The organism is Chryseobacterium oleae, from assembly GCF_900115055.1.
GTDB lineage: Bacteria > Bacteroidota > Bacteroidia > Flavobacteriales > Weeksellaceae > Chryseobacterium > Chryseobacterium oleae.
Window position 1 is genome coordinate 175,533 of the sequence record NZ_FOVD01000002.1, and the last position, 19,495, is coordinate 195,027.

Sequence of the window (19,495 nt, forward strand, 5' to 3'; positions counted from 1 at the left end):
CTTCCACGAATAGTATTTATCTGCAGTATTCTCTTAATTCGTTCAAGAGTTGGACCTGTTCGGTGACCCATTCTGTATCCAGATCATATTTGGATTTGAAATTATTTGTAGCTGCCAGAAATTCTTCAGCTTTAGTTTTTCCTTCATGCTGTTCAATGATACCAGCAGTTTGTATATTTCTCACCTTAGATATTTGATTTCTGTTTTCCAACATTTTTTCCCAATGAATAAGATGCTTTGCGAAATTATGGGTTCCATTGATGGTATCCAGATAAACAACAGTTTCCATCACTCTTTCCTGATCAAAATAGAGTTGAGGTTTTTGTAAATAATAATCAAGATATTTATTGAGATAGTCAAGTGCTTTCTCATTATTATAAAAAGCAAAAACAAGAGCATACACATCACCTGCATAGCATACTTCACTTTTAAGAAGATGTACCCCAATGATGTCAATCTGGTTTTGATAGTTTTTTATGGCAGAGAAATAAGCACCAACAGTCCTTGTTCTCCAGTTAAAATCCCCAAGGAGTGCAGATGTAACTTCTTCAGTGATCTCATCTTTAAGTTGCTTCACCTCTTCAATCCATGAGTCTGAAGTGTGGCGTATTTTCATATAGAATGGTAAGACCCACTTGTTGATAAATTCTTGGTCTAAGTCAAATTCATTCTTAAGGCTTTTCAAATGATCAAAATCAGATCGGTGCCGCACTGTGGCTCCGGCAGAATGTAAATTAATTTCGTTTTGCAGATCTTCGTTCATTTAAGTTTTTTTACTTATTTCTATGATTTTTAATTTTCTTCAGCTCATCAATCTCCTTTTTCATCCTTTCCTTCCATCCTTTTCCATTCCTTTTTTCCAGATAAGAATCGGTCATTTCACTGTATTTTTCCTGAGCTTTAATATCTATCAGATCAATGACACAACCCGTATTCTGTGAAATAATACCATATTTTTTACCGATACTGTCTATCTTTCTGGTCGTTACTTGGTCATAAATCTGGAATGAGAGTCCTCCTGTATACCTCATAACGATCTGATCTTTTTTAATGTCTTTTTGAGCTTCTTTGATGTAATAATTCTCCTGCTTGGTAAGCTCTCTTTTGTTTTTTATAAAACCTTCAGCCGCGATGTAAATAAAAAATGCCAGAGCCAGCGTATTTAAAAAAGGAAATACGCTTAAAAATTTACTTTTAAAGTTTAATTTCTTAAAATCCAGGCTACTGACCAGATAAGAAGCCAATGCTGTCACGACAAAAACAGCTGGCAGATATTGCAACTGGCACCCTTTGACCATCTCCCATAGATCAAAACTCACAGGATAATTGATGAAATAATATCCGAAAATATACACCACAGTCACCAGCAGGATGACCGCTACATTGACGATAATAAGTTTTTTGTACATATCAGAAATCTTTACTTAACTAAAATAAGATTTTCTAAGGAAACTCAGTGCTTTTATTGGCTTTCACTTCTCCGAACATATCCAGAATAGCTGCATATTTTTTCAACAGACGCTTATTAATACGCGGATGGTCAGATTCCAGGTATTTTTTTGATAAATAGGAATAGCTATTTTGTTTACCGTTTTGAATCACAGTCAGGCTGTAAGTCGTATCAAGTAAAACCGGATAGTTTTTATTTTTGTTTTTCAACTCAAAATCTGCCTGATTATATTTCAGAAATTTTTTAAACTTTTTTGATTGGATGATATTAAAAAGACGCTCTTCATCTTTCTGTGAAAGCTCTACCGTTTTGGAGTAAAGAGGGCCGTCTTTATAGTAGGCACTTACATCACCCTTCTCCTTAAAAATATACATCAGATATCGGGATGGTGATCCGGGCGAAGGATCGGATGTGCCTAAAATGACATATAGATCGTTTTTATTTAAACCCCGCAGCCCAAACTGAGTATAAGAACTCACCTCTGAACGCAACGCGAATGTGGGGACTTTTTGAGCATATCCTAAAGTCAGCACGAGCAAAAAGAAGATCAGTATTATTTTTTTCAAAATCGGAGCCTTTTTTTAGTTGTTGAGAAGCAGTAACAATCTAGTCATGGTTTACTTTTGTGTAGGTAATTTCTTCATCTTTCAAACCGTATATTTTGCAATCTTCATTCGTCAGATCAATCAGATCAAAAAACAGGTGGAACTTGTACGTTCTTCCATTGATCAGTTTAGGATATTGAATCGTTTCTTTAATTGCGATCGGGTACGTATAGATTTGTCCGGGTTTTATTTTTGTGGTTTTTTTGATACAGTCTTTGAAACAGTCCACATCAGCGATATAGTTGTTCATCTTGAGCTGCATTCTGTAAGGTGAAAAGGTTTTATTGATCTTGATTTTTTTGTTTCCTACGTTGGTGACAGTCAGTTCTACAACTCCTTTGTTTTGCAAATTCGCAGTACTGGCTTCAAGTTTTAAGGTACATTTTTTCTGCCCCGAAATGAACGAGGCGTAAAACATCATTACAATAAATAGAGCCTGTTTCATCAGTGATTTATTAATTCTAAGATAATTAAAATTTTAAACAAACTGATAAGTAATGTTAGATTGCCATTCTTTCTAATAAAGAAAATTTCTTTTTACGGCTTCAAGTTTCATGGGAAGTTCCAATTTTACCTTTTCACTGACAGCAGACCAACTTTCATAATTGTCTAACCTAAAACCTTTGTATATATCGAGAAAATCCAAAAAATTGGTTTTGAGGAGTCGTAATGTCTCGTACACATCATTCAGATTAAGAACCGTATGTTCGTCAAAACGGTACAACAGAAACTGTTCATCAGGGGTAAGTTGCTGTTCATAAGAAATTTGAGTAGCCATTTCAAAAACAGTTTTTAAGGCTGCCTGTTCTTCCAGAAGCAGATGATATAGAACTCCCAATACAGCTCTGGAAGTGATTTCCGTATCTGCGTTTGTGGAATTTTTATTTAAAATCTGTACAGTATCAAGTAGGTTTTTCGAGGTAGAAAGCTCGATAAATGTGTATTCAGATTCATTCTCTGACGCTAAAATAGAATCGGCCCATCCTGCAATATAATTCTTTGTAATCACACCATACTCCAGAAGGATTACAAAAACTTTCAGCAGATTTTTGTAATCCTTTATTGAAGCCCTTTTCATAGAAGGTTAGATATCATATTCAATTTCACCGATGTAGTACAGTGCATACTCTTCATCGTTTACAGAAACCGGATTGGGAATCGCATGTTTATTAGCGAAAATAATAGCATTCACCGGAGTTTCCAGACCAAGTTCATTGATTTTTTGTTCAATAACCGGAAGCCATTGATCGGCATAAGAATAATCTGTAAATTTTTCGTAGATGCCTAAACTTTCATCTTCGAAACCATATTCTAGAAAATCATAATCAAACCACTGTATATTTTGCGTTTCAGCGAATTTTGATACATAAAGATCTTCGTTTTCTTCCTCCGTATAATAACTTTCATCCTCTTCAGCAAAAGCATCGAATTCATCTTCATTTTTAAAATATCCCAACCAAAAGTGTGAAATCTCTTTCTCCATAAATTATTTTTTAAGTATACCGTATATTTATTTTAATCGTCTTAATTGTTCACTTTCACTGATGATTTTCTCCAGTCTTGAAAGTCTTGTTTTTTCCTGTTTGGCACTCATCAGCCAGTGAATGGTCACCTTTTTATAAGATGGCGCCTGCTTTTCAAAAAATTCCCAGGCATTTGTATGAGCTTTAAATTCTTTCTCATAAGCCGGATCAAGAATATGTTCCGTTTCATGATAATATGTTCCCGTTTTCTCCTCTTTTCTTGCGTCAAATACCTTCTGTCCTGCAGGTTTCATCAATCCGGCTTTCGTAAGTTCTTCCACCTTTTTTATATTGATGAGACTCCAGTTGCTGTTGGGCTTTCTTGGTGTAAACCGGTTGTAATAGCTTTCCTCATCTACCGACCTTCTTACCCCATCTATCCAGCCAAAACATAAAGCCTGATCCACAGATTCAGACCAGTTCATAGAAGCTTTTCCGGTGCCTTTTTTGTAAAAACCGACCAGAACTTCCTTTTCTGTTGTATGATTTTCCTCCAGCCACTTTCTGAATTCGTCCGTTGTTGCAAAAAATATAGGAGCCATGGTGAATCTTTTTGATGCGTATTAAAATGTAATATTACAAAACTTTTCTTTGAAATGAGAATTTGACAGGGACAAAATCGTCCGATCAAAAAATGCGGCAGTATGCTTTTTTATTGTAATTTTATTCAGGTAAAACGCTAGACAATGGAATTTCTTCAGGATCATTATGCCGTCCAAAACGAACTGCTCCTTATACTCATCTCAGTCCTTCTGGGATTACTGATCGGTGCAGAACGGGAGTACAGGAACAAATCTGCAGGGTTGCGGACCTTTATCCTCGTATGTTTCGGATCCTGCCTGTTCACTATTCTTTCCATTAAAATCGGAGTACAGAATCCGGATCGTCTGGCCGCCAATATCATTACCGGAATCGGTTTCCTGGGAGCGGGCGTTATTTTTAAAGGAGATAATAAAATCGATGGAATCACAACAGCCACCACCATCTGGGCGACTGCGTCTATAGGAATGGCCGTGGGTTCGGGATATGTCTATCTTTCACTTTTAGGAACAGCGTTGGTTATTTTAATTCTCAGTGCACTCATCTATCTGCAGAATTTCATAGACAGCAGTCACAAAATCAGGGAATACAGAATCACGGTGGCCGAATCAGAAGATATCAGCCATTGTGAAAAAATATTTAAGGATCACCACCTGAAATATTTTATGCTGAAAATGCAGTATACACGGGGAAGTCTTTCTATAACATGGAGACTCACGGGGAAACATACCAGACACGATGAGGTGGTAAGAAGTCTCATCAATGATCCTAAAATTACAGCCTATCAGTTTTAAGCTAAAGACAAAAAAATAAAGGCCTGAGCCTTTATTTTTTCTTGAAAACATACAGATCCTTGTTCGGTCCTGTGATTTCCTGTCCGTCCATATCAAGCTGTATCAGGATGTTTTCGCCTACTTTATATTTGTAACTGGCTGTTTTTCCTTTTAACGTAATCACGCTTCCTGAAGCATCCCATTCAAAAGTACCTTTATCCTGGTTTTTAGAATTTCTGTCGATGTATTCTTCAGTAATACTGAACGTTTTATCATTATTTAAAGTCAGGGAAGTCTTGATTCCAGGACAGTCGGCGCACGGAACCACCGCTTCATAAGTTCCCGGCCAGTCAAGAGCGTTTTCCGAAGTATCGCCTGCTGCGGTAGGAGTTGCCTTAGTAATGCTGTCCGCAGGATTGGTCTGTACAGCCGCAGAATCCGTTGCAGCATCCGTTGTTTCCGTTGTTTTTTCTTTCTGATTACACGATGCTAAAAAGACCGCCGATGCAATTCCGAGAATGAACATTTTGCTATTCATCATGATAAAGTAATTTAGATATATTAATAATTAAGTGCGGTGTTTGAAACAAAAACTGAGCCGTTTCGGGGTTGTAGAGTCGGAGAGTTTGAGTGTTTTAGAGTAAGAGAGTTGCTAGTTGACAATTACTGGTGCGAATCTCGAAACCCGAAACTCATATCCCGAAAAATATCTGAAATCTGATGTCTGGAATCTAAAATCTTGATTCTTAAATTCACCATTCACTTGCGAAGCAAAATTCACAATTGCCCTTTTTCAACCTCAATCTCAACCTTAGCCTTAAAAGTCTCATGTCTGAAATCTGGAGTCTGAAGTCTAAAATCTAAAATCCTCTCCCACGTAAGGCATATGTACAATATTCTTTGTAAATTGGGGCAAAATTTTGATTATGACAAAAAAGATACTTTTATCCGTATTTCTTTTGCCGGCTGCAATGGCATTCGCTCAGCAATATGGAGGAATGTGGATTCCGACAGAACTGAATGAAAAGGAAATGAAGGATATGGGAATGAAGATCTCTGCCAAAGACATTTTCAATACCCAGAAGCCTAGCATAAAGGATGCGGTGGTACAGTTTAACGGCGGATGTACTGCGGAAATCATTTCTCCAAAAGGGTTGCTACTGACCAACCACCACTGTGGATACGGACAGATCCAGGCACATTCTACGGTTCAGAATGATCTTCTTTCAAACGGATTCTGGGCTAAGAATCCAGAGGGAGAACTTCCGAATCCTGGCGTAAAAGTAGACTTCATTGTTGATATCAAAGAAGCTACCGATCAGATTTTAGAAGGGACAGACAACCTCGTGGAGCCTGAATTGGCTAAAAAGATCAGTAAAAATATTGAGGTTTATAAAAACGCTCAGAAAATAGAATCTTACCAGTCAATCATTGTAAAACCAATGTATTACGGTAATAAATATTACGCTTTTACTACTGAAACCTATAAAGATATCCGTTTGGTTGGGGCACCGCCTCAAAGCATCGGAAAATTCGGTAGTGATACAGATAACTGGGTTTGGCCTAGACATACCGGGGATTTCTCCATGTTCAGAATTTATGCGGGGAAAGATAACAAGCCTGCTGAATATTCAAAAGATAACGTTCCTTACGTTCCAAAACATTATCTGCCGGTTTCTATAAAAGATAAAGCTGAAAACGACTTTACATTCGTATTCGGATTCCCTGGAAAAACTACGGAATATCTTCCTGCGGTAGCTGTGGAGAAAATCATGAAGGATATTGACCCGGCGAGAATTGCTGTACGTGATGTGGCTTTGAAAACATTGGACGAAAAAATGCGTGTAGACAGTGAAACACGTATCAAATATGCTTCTAAATATGCATCCGTAGCCAATTACTGGAAAAAATGGATCGGTGAGGTAGAAGGACTGAAAAAGTCTAATGCCGTAGAGAAAAAAGTAATGTATGAAGGATCTTTAGTCGCTAAAAATCCTGAGATAAAAACTACTTTGGACCAGCTGAACAAACTGTACAATGACCAGGCTCCTTACGCATTGAACAATGCTTATTACACAGAAGTGGTAAGAAATGCAGAAACACTGAAGCTTGCCGGAGATTACTACGATTATGTAGCTTCTGTGGAAGCAGGAAGAATGGATGAAAAAGAGCTTGCGAAATTAAAAACAAAAGTGACTTCATTCTACAAAGATTACAGTGCAGAGCTTGATGCTAAGGTGACGGCAAAATTATTGGCTTTATATGCTAATAAAACAGCTCCTCAGTTTTTACCGGTAGGATTCAATAAATACAAGGACGAAAACCAGAATATTCCGATAATCGAGGAGATGTCTAAAAACTCCATCGTTACAGGAAGAGCTCAGGTAAACGGAGCAGCCCTGACAGCGGATGTAGAAAAGGCATTTTCTAATCAGGACAAACTGGTTAAGACGTTGAAAAAAGACCCTATTTATCAGCTGTATGTTTCTATGAAGGAAACGTATATGAAGAATGCAGATCCTCAGTTTACTGCTCTTCAGGGGAAAATTGATGATCTTCAGAAGAAATTCATGGCGCAGCAGATGGCAACGGATAAAGACAGAAAATTTTTCCCGGATGCGAACTCTACGCTTCGTGTAACCTACGGGAAAGTAAAAGGTTCTACGCCTAGAGATGCTGTTTCTTATGGCTACCAGACGCACCTTGCCGGAGTTATTGAAAAATATGTTCCGGGAGATTATGAATTTGATGTTCCTAAAAAACTCATCGATCTTTACAACAAGAAAGATTACGGATTTTATAAGGACAAATCAGGAGACGTTCCTGTTGGATTCACCGCTACCAACCACACTACGGGAGGAAACTCAGGAAGTCCGGCGCTTGATGCCAACGGAAATCTTGTAGGTCTAAACTTCGACAGACAGTGGGAAGGAACGATGAGTGATATCAATTATGACCCGCGTTTCAGCCGAAACATTATGGTAGATACAAAATATATCCTTTTCATTATCGATAAATTTGCCGATTCCAAATGGCTTATCGACGAAATGAAGGTGATCAAATAATACATAAAAATCATACCTTTAAGAATCTATTTAAATCCAATTTGAATAGATTCTTTTTTATTTAACAGAGATGAAAGATAAGATCATCAATATCCTTACTGCCTTCGAAACGGACGATATCGGGAAATCTTTTCCGCTGGATTACTGTCTGCCCCTTTACCACAGCGTTTCTGATGATAATTTGCCACATATAAGACACGTCATCAATTATAAAAATACCCAACAGTTTGAAGAGGATCTGGACTGTTTTTCAAAGCATTTCCAGTTTGTAAATTGGTCAGAATTCAAAGATTTTGTCAATGGCAGTTTTAAGCCAAAGAAAAAGATCGCTTTATTGACTTTTGATGACGGTTTCAGGGAGTTTTATGATGTGGCAGCTCCTATTCTGGAACGTAAAGGAATTTATGCCTGTAATTTTATCAATCCCGCTTTTGTGGATAATAAAGATATGATGTTCAGATGCAAAGCCAGTCTGCTGATCGATGAGATTGGAAAAAGAAAAACGATAGATCCTGAAGTATATCGCGTTTTGAATTTGAAAAATAAGGCGGAAAAACAAGCTTTGATTAACAGGATTTTAAACATCAGTTATCAGGAAAAAGAGATTCTTGATATCCTGGCAGAAAAGCTTGAAACAGACTACAAAGCCTATTCAAAAGAACAGAAACCTTATCTCAGTACAGACGAATTAAAAATACTGACTGAAAAAGGTTTTGGAATTTCTTCCCACAGTTGGGATCATCCCAAATACGGAGATCTTTCTCTGGAGCAGCAGATGGAAACCACCAACCGGACTTTCGGTTATCTGAAAGAAAATGGTTTTTTACACGAAACCTTTGCATTCCCTTTCACGGATTTTGGGGTGAGAAAGGAGTTCTTTGACGAACTGTTTAAAAATGAAGAAATCAAATTCAGCTTTGGATGTGCGGGCGTAAAACTGGACAGTGTGAAAAGAAATTTTCAACGAATTCCAATGGAAATGGGAGAGAGCGGAGAAAGGATCCTGAAAAAGGAAACGGCTTATTTCAGATTGAAAAAGATCATCAATAAAAATACAATTGTACGGAAATGATAGAGCTGAAAACCTACAACCGAGAACAACTGCAGGAGTTTATTTCTTCGGGAGATTTCCTGAAGTACGATTTTCTGCCCATCACCAGACACCGTGCAGAATCTCATATTAAAAATCCAAAGGCTTCAGATGAACAGACGCTTCTTATTCTGGCATTCTGTGAAGGAAAACTGGCAGGTTATGTAGGCTGTTTTCCCGACAGTTTTATCATCGATGGAAAAGAATTCAGCTACGCATGGCTGAGTACACTATATGTAAGCAGTGAATTTCGCAAGAAAAGGATACCCAAAAAGCTTCTTAAAAAGGTTTTTGAAGAATATGAAGACCGTATTGCCATAACAGAATTCACGAAAGAAGCGGAAGCACTCTATACGATTATGGGTGTTTTTGAGGATGTTTTCCCAAAAGACGGTAAACGTTACTACTTCCGGACAGATGCGGCTAAAATGATTCCCGAGAAAAAGCCAGGAACAAAGATTTTGACACCTCTTTTTCAAATAACAGACACAGCAGCCAATTCTTTAATTGCTTTAAAAAATGGCCCTTTAAAGAAGCCTGATTTTAAATTTGAAATTCTGGATCATATTGACACTGAAAGTTCTGAATTTATGTCAAAGTTCGGAAGCAGAAGAACGGCTGATGAAATCAATGTATTTATTAAAAATCCGTGGGTTTTGGAAGGAAAAAAAGAGCAGAAATACCTCTTTTCAAGCTATGCAGATGCTTTTAAATACTTCTGGGTAAAAGTTTACGACGACAATAATGTTTTAACATCTTGTTCATTACTGCTTTTGAGAGACGGATACCTTAAAATTCCCTACCTGTTTTCAGAATCAGGCTTAGATTATTTTACAGATTTTTTAAACTATTTTATCGTTAAAAATAAGATAAAAGCCCTCACCAGCTACCAGAAAGAGCTGAATGAAAAATTGAACTTATATAAAAATTTTCCAAAGATCTACCAACGTGATTTTAAACGCGAATATCTCTTCCACAAACAACTGCTGAATGATCTGCCCGAAGGCTTTGACCCAAAATATCAGGATGGCGACGGGGATTGTATGATGACGTAGGTTTTGAGTTTGAGAGTCGGAGTGTTTTAGGTTTTAAGCGTTGTTACGGGATTCAGGTTACGGAGTGCGAGTTTCGGAAACTTTGAATGTTTTAGGATGATTATGGTTATGAATTTCGGATGCCCTTAAATAAACGATAAAAATCTGGTGGCTGAGGTACTCGAAGCCACCAGTACTAATGTCTAAAATCTTGTTTCCTGGCTCTTGATTCTTGTCTCTAAAAAATAAAAAAACCGCCTCAATTATTGAAGCGGTCTCTATATTTAATGTCCGAAGATATCCTTCAGCGTTAGTTCTTGAAAGGTTCCCATCTCGTTGACGGCGTCCATATCGAGGTTTTCCTTCTTACCGATAATCGCGGTGTTGAAATGAACCGGTTTGATTTCTGTTTGATAAAACGTTTTGACGTCTTCAAAATTCAGAGTTTTGATCTGTCCGTAGATATCCTTTCTGAAATCGTGATAGATCCCAAGTTTTTTCAGTCGTAATGTGTTGAAAAATATATTGTTTCTGGTAATTCTTGTGGAAGCGATTTGTTTCAGCGCTGCATTTCTGGCGTTTTCAAACTGGGTTGGAACTTCAGGAAGTTCATTCATCAGTTCACCCATCGTGCTTACTGCGGTCTGAAGCTTGTCCGGCTGCGTTCCGATATATGTCGTGATATAGTCAGGATGTCCCAGTTCAGAATTGGCAGCATAAGAAACATAAGCTGAATACGCTAAACTCTTACTTTCACGGATTTCCTGGAAAACAATGGATGAAAGTCCTCTTCCAAAATATTCATTGAAAACATTGATCTTTCCGAAGTTTGAAGTATTCACCTCATGTCCTCTTCCTACTTTGCTCATTTCCATCTGCACCATGTCATAATCTGTGAAATAGACGTTTCCATTGGTTTCAGGTTCAGGATATTGCTTAGGTTGAGGGATCTGGAAACTTTCGTTTTCTACATATTGTCCGATATACTGTTTGAAATTTTCAAGTTTTTTCCCATAATAAAATACCTGATAAGGATATTTGAACAGCTTTTTCATTCGGTCTGTAAATACTTCCGCGTTGCTGGTTTCAAGTTCCTCCTTTGAAATAATATCCGTGTATCGTGAGAAGCTGCCCAGTTTGGTATAATTGGTCAGAGCAGTCATGATGCGGTTTTTATCTTTTCTGCTGGCCTGACGGTTTTCCAGAACGGTTTCTACAAACTGTCTGTAAATCTCCTGATCAGGTTTTACATCATACATCCAGTGCTGAAGAAGGGCAATCCCTTTTTCAATATTTTCCTCCAGTCCGCTCAGTGAAATCAGAAGCTGGTCGTTGGTTGTTTTAAAATCATTGCTCACACCGATCTTGAAGAATTCCTTCTTTAAATCTTCTGGTGAAAGATCTTCAGTTCCAAGATACTGTAGCAGCTGTGTAGAAATCCCAAGATCTCTGTCGTGATCACTTCCGAAAGGGAAAATAAAGTGAACCTGCGCAATATCATTGTATTTGTTCAGAACGAAGCTCAGCTTTTTATCCTTGATGGTATCTGTAAGGATTTCCTTCTCATAATCAATGAATTCCGGTTGTATGTCTTCCGTTTTTTCTGCGACGATTTCCTTTAAAAAATCTGACTGTGCTTCACGGTTTATCTTGATAGGGGTAATTCCAGGGTTTTCAACTCTTACCAACTGATCATTAACGCCTTTTTCTTTATAAACAATAACATAATTATCTTTGAAAAAAGCATTGGCAAAATCTACCACATCTTCTTTGGTGAAATCCTGATATTCATCCAGTTCATTCAGTTCCTGCTCCCACGATCTTCCCTTGATGTAAGTGTCATAAAGATTCGTAGCCAGTCCATCAGCTGTTTCAAGGCCTTTCAAACGCTGAAGTTTAAAATCATTGATGATGGCAGGAAGAATCCAGTCCGGGAAATCTCCTTTTTTGATCAGTTCGATCTGCTCCAGAACCATATCTTTTGCTTCATCCATCGACTGTGTTTCTTTAGGAACCGCTACGATAGAAAAATATCCGTACTGCTTCAGGCCAACAGAAAAAGCCTGTGCCCAAAGCATTCTTTGTGTCTGATTGATATTAAGATCAAGCAATCCCGCTTCGCCTCTGTTACTGAGAATATTGGCCACAATATCTGCCAACATCGCTTCTCTGGTTCCGTAGCTGTCTGTTCTCCACGCAAGCTGAACTCTTGGTGTAGTAGGACTTTTTACTGTTCTTTTTACAATTTCAGTTAATGGTTGTTCAGCTACAGGCGTTTTTTTCGGAAGTTCCCGGTAAGGAATTGTTCCAAAATATTGATTAACAAGCTGAATGGTTTCCTCGAAATCCAGATCTCCCACTAAAACCATAGCATAATTATTCGGCACGTAATATTCGTCAAAATATTTATGAATTGCTTTCATAGAAGGGTTTTTCAGGTGTTCCGGCCTTCCGATGGTCGTTTGCTGACCGTTTGGATGGGTAGGAAACAGGGCATCCATCAGTTCATAATTCACCACTCTTGAATCATTATCCTGAGCTCTGTTGAATTCCTCATATACCGATTCCAGTTCCGTATGGAAAAGTCGAAGGACAACTTCTGAAAATCTTTCCTTTTCTATTTTAAGCCATTTTTCAAGCTCATTATTCGGGACATTATTTTTGTAAACCGTTTCATCGAACCACGTATGAGCATTCGTTCCGCTGGCACCCAGTGAAGAAATCACTTTATCATATTCATTCGCGATGGCGTACTGGCTGGCATCTTGGGATACTTCATCTATTTTTTTATAAACCTCCTTCTTCTTTTCAGGATCCTGTTCCGCTTTGTGCTCTTCATACAACGCTGAGATTTGGTCAAGAAGTTCCTTTTCTTTCTCCCAGTTTTGCGTTCCGATCTTAGAAGTTCCTTTAAACATCATATGTTCAAGATAATGTGCCAAACCTGTATTGTCAGCCGGATCATTGTTACTTCCCGTTCTCACGGGAATATAAGTCTGTATCCTTGGGGCATCGAAATTCTGGGCAAGAAAAACCTTTAAGCCATTCTTCAGCGTATAGATTCTTACCTTATTTTCATCGTGCGTTATTGTAATATATTCGTAGTTGTTTTTATCTGTATGAACCGTTTCTTTGTATCTTTTGTCAATCATAAGCTAACTCATTTCATTCTTTTAGATCCGAATGCACTACAAATGTAAGCAATCAAAGAAAATTTCGGTGTGTTTTTGTGACTATTGCATCTATAACTTCGATTTGTAAAGATGAAAAGGAAATCTTTTTTCTTGTCACCATCATTCAGTGAATTTTTCAACGCCAACAATTGACCATTCATTGCGAAGCAAAATTCACCATTGACAGTTTCACGTTAAATTTCATCCCACTACTGTTCATTTGCTCAAAAAATTCAATAAGTTTGCATCAGGTTTTCCAAAAACAACCATTATGTCCGGAAACATTCTGATCATCGATGATGAGATCAAGCTCCTGAAATTACTGGGGATGATTCTTTCCCAAGAAAATTTTAACGTCAAAGAAGCTTCTACAGCACGTTCTGCGATGACCATGCTCGAGCAGCATGAATTTGATGTCGTTTTATGTGATGTCCGCCTTCCTGATGCTTTCGGGGTAGAATTGGTGCGATCTATCAAAACCAAGTATCCACATCTTGAAATTATTCTGATGACCGCTTTCGGAAATATTACTGATGCTGTTCAGGCCATGAAAAACGGGGCGTATGACTATCTGGTAAAAGGAGATGATAACGAGAAAATCATTCCACTGGTGTACAAAGCCCTGGAAAAAGTAAAAGATAACCGTTCTAAAATTGGTCAGAAAACTACTGTGTCAAAAGGATTCGGACAGATCATTGGAACTTCTCCGCTGATCCTTCAGTCTAAAAAACTGGCTGAAAAAGTAGCTTTAACGGATGCTGCTGTTCTTCTGACCGGAGAAACAGGAACCGGAAAAGAAGTTTTTGCCAATGCTATCCATGACGGAAGTGACAGAAAGAAAAATAATTTTGTAGCGATCAACTGCTCAGCTTTCAGCAAAGAAATACTGGAAAGCGAACTTTTCGGACACAAACAAGGCGCATTTACCGGGGCTGTAAAAGACAAAAAAGGTCTGATAGAAGAAGCCAACGGAGGAACCTTATTTTTAGACGAAATAGGAGAGATGCCCATTGAACTTCAAGCCAAATTGCTGCGTGTTCTCGAGACCGGAGAATTCATCAAAATGGGCGAGACGAAAGTATCCCGATCAGATTTCAGACTGATTGCTGCAACCAACCGCGATCTGGAAGACGAAATTAGACAAGGCCATTTTAGAGAAGATCTCTATTTCCGACTGAATGTTTTCGAGATCCATCTTCCGCCATTACGTGAAAGAAAAGAAGATTTGAAACTACTGGCCAAAAACTTTATTGATATTTTCTCCCGTAAACTTCACCTTTCAAACCTTCAGGTGAACCCTGATTACTATAAAACCCTTGAAAAAAACGACTGGAAAGGGAATATCCGCGAGCTTAGAAACGCCGTAGAAAGAAGCCTTATTCTGATGGAAGACAACATCCTCGATTCGGAAAGTTTACCCCATTATTCTGATAAAATCGTTCCTGAAAGCGACTCATTAAGCATGAGATCTCTTGAAAAAATTCATATCCAAAAAGTCCTTCAATACACAAAAGGCAATAAAGCCGAAGCCGCCAGGCTGTTGGAAATCGGTATTGCGACGCTGTATCGTAAGCTGGAGGAGTATGGATGGAGATAAATGAGTTGAAGAGTTTTAGCGTCGGAGTGTAAGAGAGTTATAAATTATGAGTTATTAGTTTCGGCGGGTGAGTGCCGATGAATAAACGACAAATATCTGGTGGCTGAGGTTCCCGAAGCCACCAGCGGTAATGTCTGAAATCTGAAATCTGAAATCTGATGTCTGACGTCTAGTATCTAAAATCTTGGCTCTTGCTTCTTGAATCTTGAATCTATCAATTCACCATTCCCTTGCGAAGCAAAATTCACCATTGACAGTTTCCCCTCTAACATCTAACCTCTAGTTTCTAACTTCTAATCCCTATCATTTCAATAAACGAGCCTATCAAAATGATAGGCTTTCGTGTTTTGGTATGGTTGAGTTATTTGTTTTAATGTATTGATTATTAGATTATTGAATGTTTTATTTTCAAATTGGGCCTTCTTTTGGCCTATAGGACAAGAATAAAATATTTTAAAAATGACAATTTCAAGAAAAACGTTCAAAAAACGTGAGCACGCAGGCTTCAGTCTGCTGATGGTATCGTACGTACTGATGACTCTATTAACCTTAATAATAACGATATGATGCTGATAAGTTTGATCCTGCTTTTTGCAGTGATGTTCTGGCTTCTCTATAAATCCGTTGAATTTTTTGATAAAATATAAAACTATGTGGAGTTTATTTTTCCTTTCAATTCTGGCCTTTGTGTACATCTGCTACGTTTTGCTGAAACCTGAAAAATTTTAACCGGTCATGAATACAGAAATTTTAGGCGTTATTGCCATGTTTGTGATCACATTAGTCATTGGAATATTTCTTGGAAAATACATTGCTAATGTGTACGGGTACAAAAAGACCTTTTTAGATCCTGTTTTTGAACCTGTTGAAAAAGTAATTTATAAAATATCGGGAATCAACCCGGCCCGTCAGATGACCTGGAAACAGAATATGTATGCCATGCTGACGATCAATCTGGTCTGGTTCATCATAGGATTCCTGATCCTGCTGACCCAGGCGTGGCTTCCTTTAAATCCCGACGGAAACCCGAATATGTCCCCTGATCTCGCTTTTAATACAGCTATTTCCTTTTTGGTGAACTGTAACCTTCAGCATTATTCAGGAGAAACGGGAGTCAGTTATTTAAGTCAGCTTTATCTGATGTTCCTGCAGTTTGTAACCGCAGCTACCGGAATGGCGGCTATGGCTGTTCTTTTCAAAGCTTTTAAAGATAAAACAACGACAGAATTAGGGAATTTCTACGATTTCTTTACTAAATCTGTGGTCAGAATACTCGTGCCGATCAGTATCCTTGTTGCTCTGATCCTTTCTGCTAACGGAAGTCCGATGACTTTTGAAGGGAAAGATCATATAACAACGCTGGAAGGACAAAAAGTGGATGTTTCCAGAGGCCCTGCAGCTGTTTTTGTAGCGATCAAGCACTTGGGAACGAATGGAGGAGGCTTCTTCGGAGCCAATTCAGCACACCCGCTTGAAAACCCTAATTATGTGACTAATATGACCGAAATGGTCACTCAGATGATCATTCCGTTTGCATTGGTTTTTGCGTTAGGATTCTATCTGAAAAAAAGAAAACTGTCATGGGTGATTTTTACCGTAATGACGGTCGGTTTTCTGGCGCTTGCCGTTCCGAATATCGTAAATGAAACCAACGGTAATCCTCTAATCACAGAAATGGGTACTGACAACAGCCTCGGAGCTATGGAAGGTAAGGAAATACGTTTCGGAAGTGCATCTTCAGGATATTGGAGCATTGCAACGACGGTGATCTCAACAGGGTCTGTTAATGCCATGCACGACAGTACAATGCCTCTTTCAGGCATGAATGAACTGCTGGCGATGATGATCAACTGTTTCTACGGAGGCTGCGGGGTCGGAATTCTGAATTATTTCATATTCATCATCCTCGCTGTATTTATCAGTGGTCTGATGGTAGGGAGGACGCCGGAATTCATGGGTAAAAAGATTGAAGCCAAAGAGATGAAGATCGCCATGATCGTGGCTCTGTTCCATCCGTTCCTAATATTGGTAGGAACAGCATTAACAGCTTATCTGCCTGAATTTGGTGCCAAAACATTGAATAATCCGGGATTCCACGGGTTCAGTGAAATGCTATACGAGTTTACTTCTTCTTCTGCGAACAACGGTTCCGGATTTGAAGGGCTTGGTGACAATACCCCATGGTGGAATATCTCAACAGGAATCGTATTGCTGTTATCCAGATTTATTCCGATCATCGGACCGATAGCGATTGCAGGATTATTGGCACAGAAAAAATTCATCCCGGAAAGTTCAGGAACTCTGAAAACGGATACGGCTACTTTCGGCTTTATGACGCTAGCGGTGATCCTTCTTATTGCAGCCCTGTCTTTCTTCCCGGCCCTTACATTAGGACCTATTGCAGAACAGATCCAGTATTTCTCTAAATAAACATTAAAAATTAAAATCAATAGTCAACCATTAGGAAGATTGAAATATCAGGGAACCAGTCTAAACTCATCGAAACATTCACCTGAATATATTATCCATTTTCAATCCTTTTTGTTTTAATCTGTCTTAATGGTTACCGTTGATTTACAATTATATAACTCTTTCAAAAAAAATGAAAAATCAATCACAGACATTGTTTCAAAAAGATTTGGTGAACGAAGCGATCAAACAGTCCTTCGTGAAGCTAAATCCGAAAATCATGTTTAAAAATCCCGTGATGTTCCTGGTAGAAGTAGGAACTGTTGTGATGTTCATCGTAAGCCTTTTCAGTCTTACAGGAGACAAATCACAGGGAAGCTTTGCTTATAATTTTACCGTATTCATTATCTTATTTTTCACCGTTCTTTTCGCCAATTTTGCAGAAGCTATTGCAGAAGCCAGAGGAAAAGCTCAGGCGGATACCCTTAGAAAAACACGTGAAGAAACTCCTGCTAAAGTAGTTTTGGAGAACAAACCGGGATTTCAGGTAGAAACCGTTCTGAGAATGTCTGCCGAAATGAAGCTTGGTGATATTTTCCTTTGCGAAACAGGAGACCAGATCCCGATGGACGGAGAAATTATCGAAGGACTTGCTACCATTGATGAATCTGCCATTACCGGAGAAAGTGCACCCGTTATCCGTGAATCCGGAGGAGATAAAAGCTCTGTAACGGGAGGAACAAAGGTTCTTTCAGACAGAATAAAAGTAAAAGTGACCACCAAACCGGGAGAGTCCTTTTTGGACAAAATGATTGCCCTTGTAGAAGGAGCATCAAGACAGAAAACACCTAATGAAATCGCATTAACTATACTTTTGGCAGGATTTACCCTGACCTTTATTATCGTAACACTCACTTTAAAACCTTTTGCAGACTATGCGCAGACTCCCATTACTATTGCGGCATTTATCTCACTTTTCGTTTGTTTGATTCCCACAACCATTGGAGGTCTGCTTTCTGCAATCGGAATCGCCGGAATGGACAGAGCTCTGAGAGCTAACGTAATTACCAAGAGTGGTAAAGCAGTGGAAACTGCCGGAGACATCGATGTACTGCTTCTTGATAAAACAGGAACCATCACCATCGGAAACCGTAAGGCGACGGAATTTCACCCTGCAGACGGAATCAGACTGCCGGATTTTATTAAAGCTTCTGCGTTAAGTTCAGTAGCCGATGAAACACCGGAAGGAAAATCCATTATAGAACTAAGCCAGCTAAAATCAGAAGACCTTCTTGTTCCCAACCCGGTCTATATAGATTTCTCAGCGGAAACAAGAACATCAGGAATTGATTTTGAAGACACAAGGATTAGAAAAGGAGCTTATGACACGATAAAAAAACTGACTGAAAAAGCCGGGAATATCTTCCCGAAAGAAACCCAGGATGCCGTTACCAAAATTTCCGAAAACGGAGGAACGCCTCTTGTAGTAAGCGTTAATGAAAAAGTCTGGGGGGTAATCGAACTTCAGGATATCATTAAAACAGGAATTCAGGAACGTTTCCAGAGACTGAGAAAAATGGGGGTAAAGACGGTAATGGTAACCGGCGATAATCCTCTGACTGCAAAATTCATCGCTGAAAAAGCAGGTGTAGATGATTTCATTGCTGAAGCCAAGCCCGAAGACAAAATGAACTACATCAAAAAAGAACAGCAGGAAGGAAAGCTGGTCGCGATGATGGGAGATGGGACGAATGATGCGCCGGCACTGGCTCAGGCCGATGTGGGAGTAGCAATGAACAGCGGAACACAAGCTGCAAAGGAAGCAGGGAATATGGTGGATCTTGACAATGACCCGACAAAGCTGATCGAAATCGTGGAGATTGGAAAACAATTGCTGATGACCCGTGGAACACTGACGACTTTCAGTATTGCGAATGACGTTGCTAAATACTTTGCCATTATTCCGGCACTGTTTATCACCTTCATTCCTTCGCTTCAGAAGTTGAATATTATGAATCTTCACAGCCCGGAAACAGCGATATTATCAGCCGTTATTTTCAATGCCGTGATCATTCCTTTCCTTATTCCGTTAGCATTAAAAGGCGTTGCCTATAAACCGATTGGTGCCAGTGCGCTCCTGAGAAGAAACCTTTTAATCTACGGTTTGGGTGGTGTTATTGTTCCGTTTATCGGGATTAAAATCATCGATTTAGTGATCAGTTTATTCTATTAAAAT

At 38.8% G+C, this 19,495-nt stretch carries 16 protein-coding genes; 7 read left to right on the plus strand and 9 right to left on the minus strand.

All coding sequences use genetic code 11. The features are described 5' to 3' along the window. Nucleotides 1-16: 16 nt before the first annotated feature. From BM143_RS07970 to BM143_RS08000, 7 genes are all read right to left on the minus strand, one after another. Nucleotides 17-763 (minus strand): DUF6000 family protein, encoded by a 747-nt coding sequence (locus BM143_RS07970; protein WP_090024028.1) that lies wholly within the window; start codon nt 761-763, stop codon nt 17-19. Nucleotides 764-773: 10 nt separating this feature from the next. Continuing rightward, nucleotides 774-1,409 (minus strand): FEKKY domain-containing protein, encoded by a 636-nt coding sequence (locus BM143_RS07975; RefSeq protein ID WP_090024029.1) that lies wholly within the window; start codon nt 1,407-1,409, stop codon nt 774-776. Between the two features lie 34 nt (nt 1,410-1,443). After that, nucleotides 1,444-2,016: a hypothetical protein gene (locus BM143_RS07980; RefSeq protein ID WP_139222010.1), complete on the minus strand. Its 573-nt coding sequence runs from the start codon at nt 2,014-2,016 to the stop codon at nt 1,444-1,446. 40 nt (nt 2,017-2,056) lie between these two features. Next, on the minus strand, nt 2,057-2,500 hold the full coding sequence (locus BM143_RS07985; RefSeq protein ID WP_090024031.1) for a hypothetical protein: 444 nt from the start codon (nt 2,498-2,500) through the stop codon (nt 2,057-2,059). 72 nt (nt 2,501-2,572) lie between these two features. Then, on the minus strand, nt 2,573-3,133 hold the full coding sequence (locus BM143_RS07990) for a hypothetical protein (protein ID WP_090024032.1): 561 nt from the start codon (nt 3,131-3,133) through the stop codon (nt 2,573-2,575). Between the two features lie 6 nt (nt 3,134-3,139). Then, nucleotides 3,140-3,538, minus strand: a complete 399-nt coding sequence (locus BM143_RS07995; RefSeq protein ID WP_090024033.1) for an immunity 22 family protein — start codon at nt 3,536-3,538, stop codon at nt 3,140-3,142. Between the two features lie 27 nt (nt 3,539-3,565). Continuing rightward, complete coding sequence (locus BM143_RS08000) at nt 3,566-4,120, minus strand: YdeI/OmpD-associated family protein (RefSeq protein WP_090024034.1); 555 nt, start codon at nt 4,118-4,120, stop codon at nt 3,566-3,568. A gap of 144 nt (nt 4,121-4,264) precedes the next feature. Between BM143_RS08000 and BM143_RS08005 the strand changes: the two genes are divergently transcribed. Further along, a complete protein-coding gene (locus BM143_RS08005; protein ID WP_090024035.1) occupies nt 4,265-4,912 on the plus strand; it encodes an MgtC/SapB family protein in 648 nt (215 codons plus the stop codon). 31 nt (nt 4,913-4,943) lie between these two features. Here the strand turns inward: BM143_RS08005 and BM143_RS08010 are convergent, their stop codons facing one another. Next, a complete protein-coding gene (locus BM143_RS08010; protein WP_228407851.1) occupies nt 4,944-5,432 on the minus strand; it encodes a copper resistance protein NlpE in 489 nt (162 codons plus the stop codon). Nucleotides 5,433-5,817: 385 nt separating this feature from the next. Here BM143_RS08010 and BM143_RS08015 point away from each other — a divergent pair, with 385 nt between their 5' ends. The 3 genes from BM143_RS08015 to BM143_RS08025 all read left to right on the plus strand — a co-directional run bounded on the left by BM143_RS08015 (nt 5,818) and on the right by BM143_RS08025 (nt 10,101). After that, nucleotides 5,818-7,956 (plus strand): S46 family peptidase, encoded by a 2,139-nt coding sequence (locus BM143_RS08015; RefSeq protein WP_090024036.1) that lies wholly within the window; start codon nt 5,818-5,820, stop codon nt 7,954-7,956. Between the two features lie 70 nt (nt 7,957-8,026). Further along, the gene (locus BM143_RS08020) at nt 8,027-9,028 is read left to right on the plus strand and encodes a polysaccharide deacetylase family protein (RefSeq protein WP_090024037.1); all 1,002 of its coding nucleotides are present in this window, start codon (nt 8,027-8,029) and stop codon (nt 9,026-9,028) included. Continuing rightward, on the plus strand, nt 9,025-10,101 hold the full coding sequence (locus BM143_RS08025; protein WP_090024038.1) for a GNAT family N-acetyltransferase: 1,077 nt from the start codon (nt 9,025-9,027) through the stop codon (nt 10,099-10,101). The genes BM143_RS08020 and BM143_RS08025 overlap by 4 nt, the downstream gene beginning before the upstream one ends. A gap of 263 nt (nt 10,102-10,364) precedes the next feature. Here the strand turns inward: BM143_RS08025 and BM143_RS08030 are convergent, their stop codons facing one another. After that, nucleotides 10,365-13,232, minus strand: a complete 2,868-nt coding sequence (locus tag BM143_RS08030) for a M16 family metallopeptidase (protein WP_090024039.1) — start codon at nt 13,230-13,232, stop codon at nt 10,365-10,367. A 292-nt stretch (nt 13,233-13,524) separates the two neighbouring features. Between BM143_RS08030 and BM143_RS08035 the strand changes: the two genes are divergently transcribed. The 3 genes from BM143_RS08035 (at nt 13,525) to kdpB (ending at nt 19,492) form a co-directional block, all read left to right on the plus strand. After that, on the plus strand, nt 13,525-14,850 hold the full coding sequence (locus tag BM143_RS08035) for a sigma-54-dependent transcriptional regulator (protein WP_090024040.1): 1,326 nt from the start codon (nt 13,525-13,527) through the stop codon (nt 14,848-14,850). Nucleotides 14,851-15,585: 735 nt separating this feature from the next. Beyond that, nucleotides 15,586-17,280 carry a potassium-transporting ATPase subunit KdpA gene (gene kdpA / locus BM143_RS08045; RefSeq protein WP_090024042.1) on the plus strand — a complete coding sequence of 565 codons (1,695 nt, stop codon included), beginning with the start codon at nt 15,586-15,588 and terminating at the stop codon, nt 17,278-17,280. Nucleotides 17,281-17,452: 172 nt separating this feature from the next. After that, a complete protein-coding gene (gene kdpB, locus BM143_RS08050) occupies nt 17,453-19,492 on the plus strand; it encodes a potassium-transporting ATPase subunit KdpB (protein WP_047456337.1) in 2,040 nt (679 codons plus the stop codon). The last annotated feature ends 3 nt before the right edge of the window (nt 19,493-19,495 follow it).

What these genes read in the sequence shown, in the direction of transcription:
- BM143_RS07970 (WP_090024028.1), bottom strand. Translation starts at nt 763, where the DNA reads ATGAACGAAGATCTGCAAAACGAAATTAATTTACATTCTGCCGGAGCC.
- BM143_RS07975 (WP_090024029.1), bottom strand. Translation starts at nt 1,409, where the DNA reads ATGTACAAAAAACTTATTATCGTCAATGTAGCGGTCATCCTGCTGGTG.
- BM143_RS07985 (WP_090024031.1), bottom strand. Translation starts at nt 2,500, where the DNA reads ATGAAACAGGCTCTATTTATTGTAATGATGTTTTACGCCTCGTTCATT.
- BM143_RS07990 (WP_090024032.1), bottom strand. Translation starts at nt 3,133, where the DNA reads ATGAAAAGGGCTTCAATAAAGGATTACAAAAATCTGCTGAAAGTTTTT.
- BM143_RS07995 (WP_090024033.1), bottom strand. Translation starts at nt 3,538, where the DNA reads ATGGAGAAAGAGATTTCACACTTTTGGTTGGGATATTTTAAAAATGAA.
- BM143_RS08000 (WP_090024034.1), bottom strand. Translation starts at nt 4,120, where the DNA reads ATGGCTCCTATATTTTTTGCAACAACGGACGAATTCAGAAAGTGGCTG.
- BM143_RS08005 (WP_090024035.1), top strand. Translation starts at nt 4,265, where the DNA reads ATGGAATTTCTTCAGGATCATTATGCCGTCCAAAACGAACTGCTCCTT.
- BM143_RS08010 (WP_228407851.1), bottom strand. Translation starts at nt 5,432, where the DNA reads ATGATGAATAGCAAAATGTTCATTCTCGGAATTGCATCGGCGGTCTTT.
- BM143_RS08015 (WP_090024036.1), top strand. Translation starts at nt 5,818, where the DNA reads ATGACAAAAAAGATACTTTTATCCGTATTTCTTTTGCCGGCTGCAATG.
- BM143_RS08020 (WP_090024037.1), top strand. Translation starts at nt 8,027, where the DNA reads ATGAAAGATAAGATCATCAATATCCTTACTGCCTTCGAAACGGACGAT.
- BM143_RS08025 (WP_090024038.1), top strand. Translation starts at nt 9,025, where the DNA reads ATGATAGAGCTGAAAACCTACAACCGAGAACAACTGCAGGAGTTTATT.
- BM143_RS08030 (WP_090024039.1), bottom strand. Translation starts at nt 13,232, where the DNA reads ATGATTGACAAAAGATACAAAGAAACGGTTCATACAGATAAAAACAAC.
- BM143_RS08035 (WP_090024040.1), top strand. Translation starts at nt 13,525, where the DNA reads ATGTCCGGAAACATTCTGATCATCGATGATGAGATCAAGCTCCTGAAA.
- kdpA (WP_090024042.1), top strand. Translation starts at nt 15,586, where the DNA reads ATGAATACAGAAATTTTAGGCGTTATTGCCATGTTTGTGATCACATTA.
- kdpB (WP_047456337.1), top strand. Translation starts at nt 17,453, where the DNA reads ATGAAAAATCAATCACAGACATTGTTTCAAAAAGATTTGGTGAACGAA.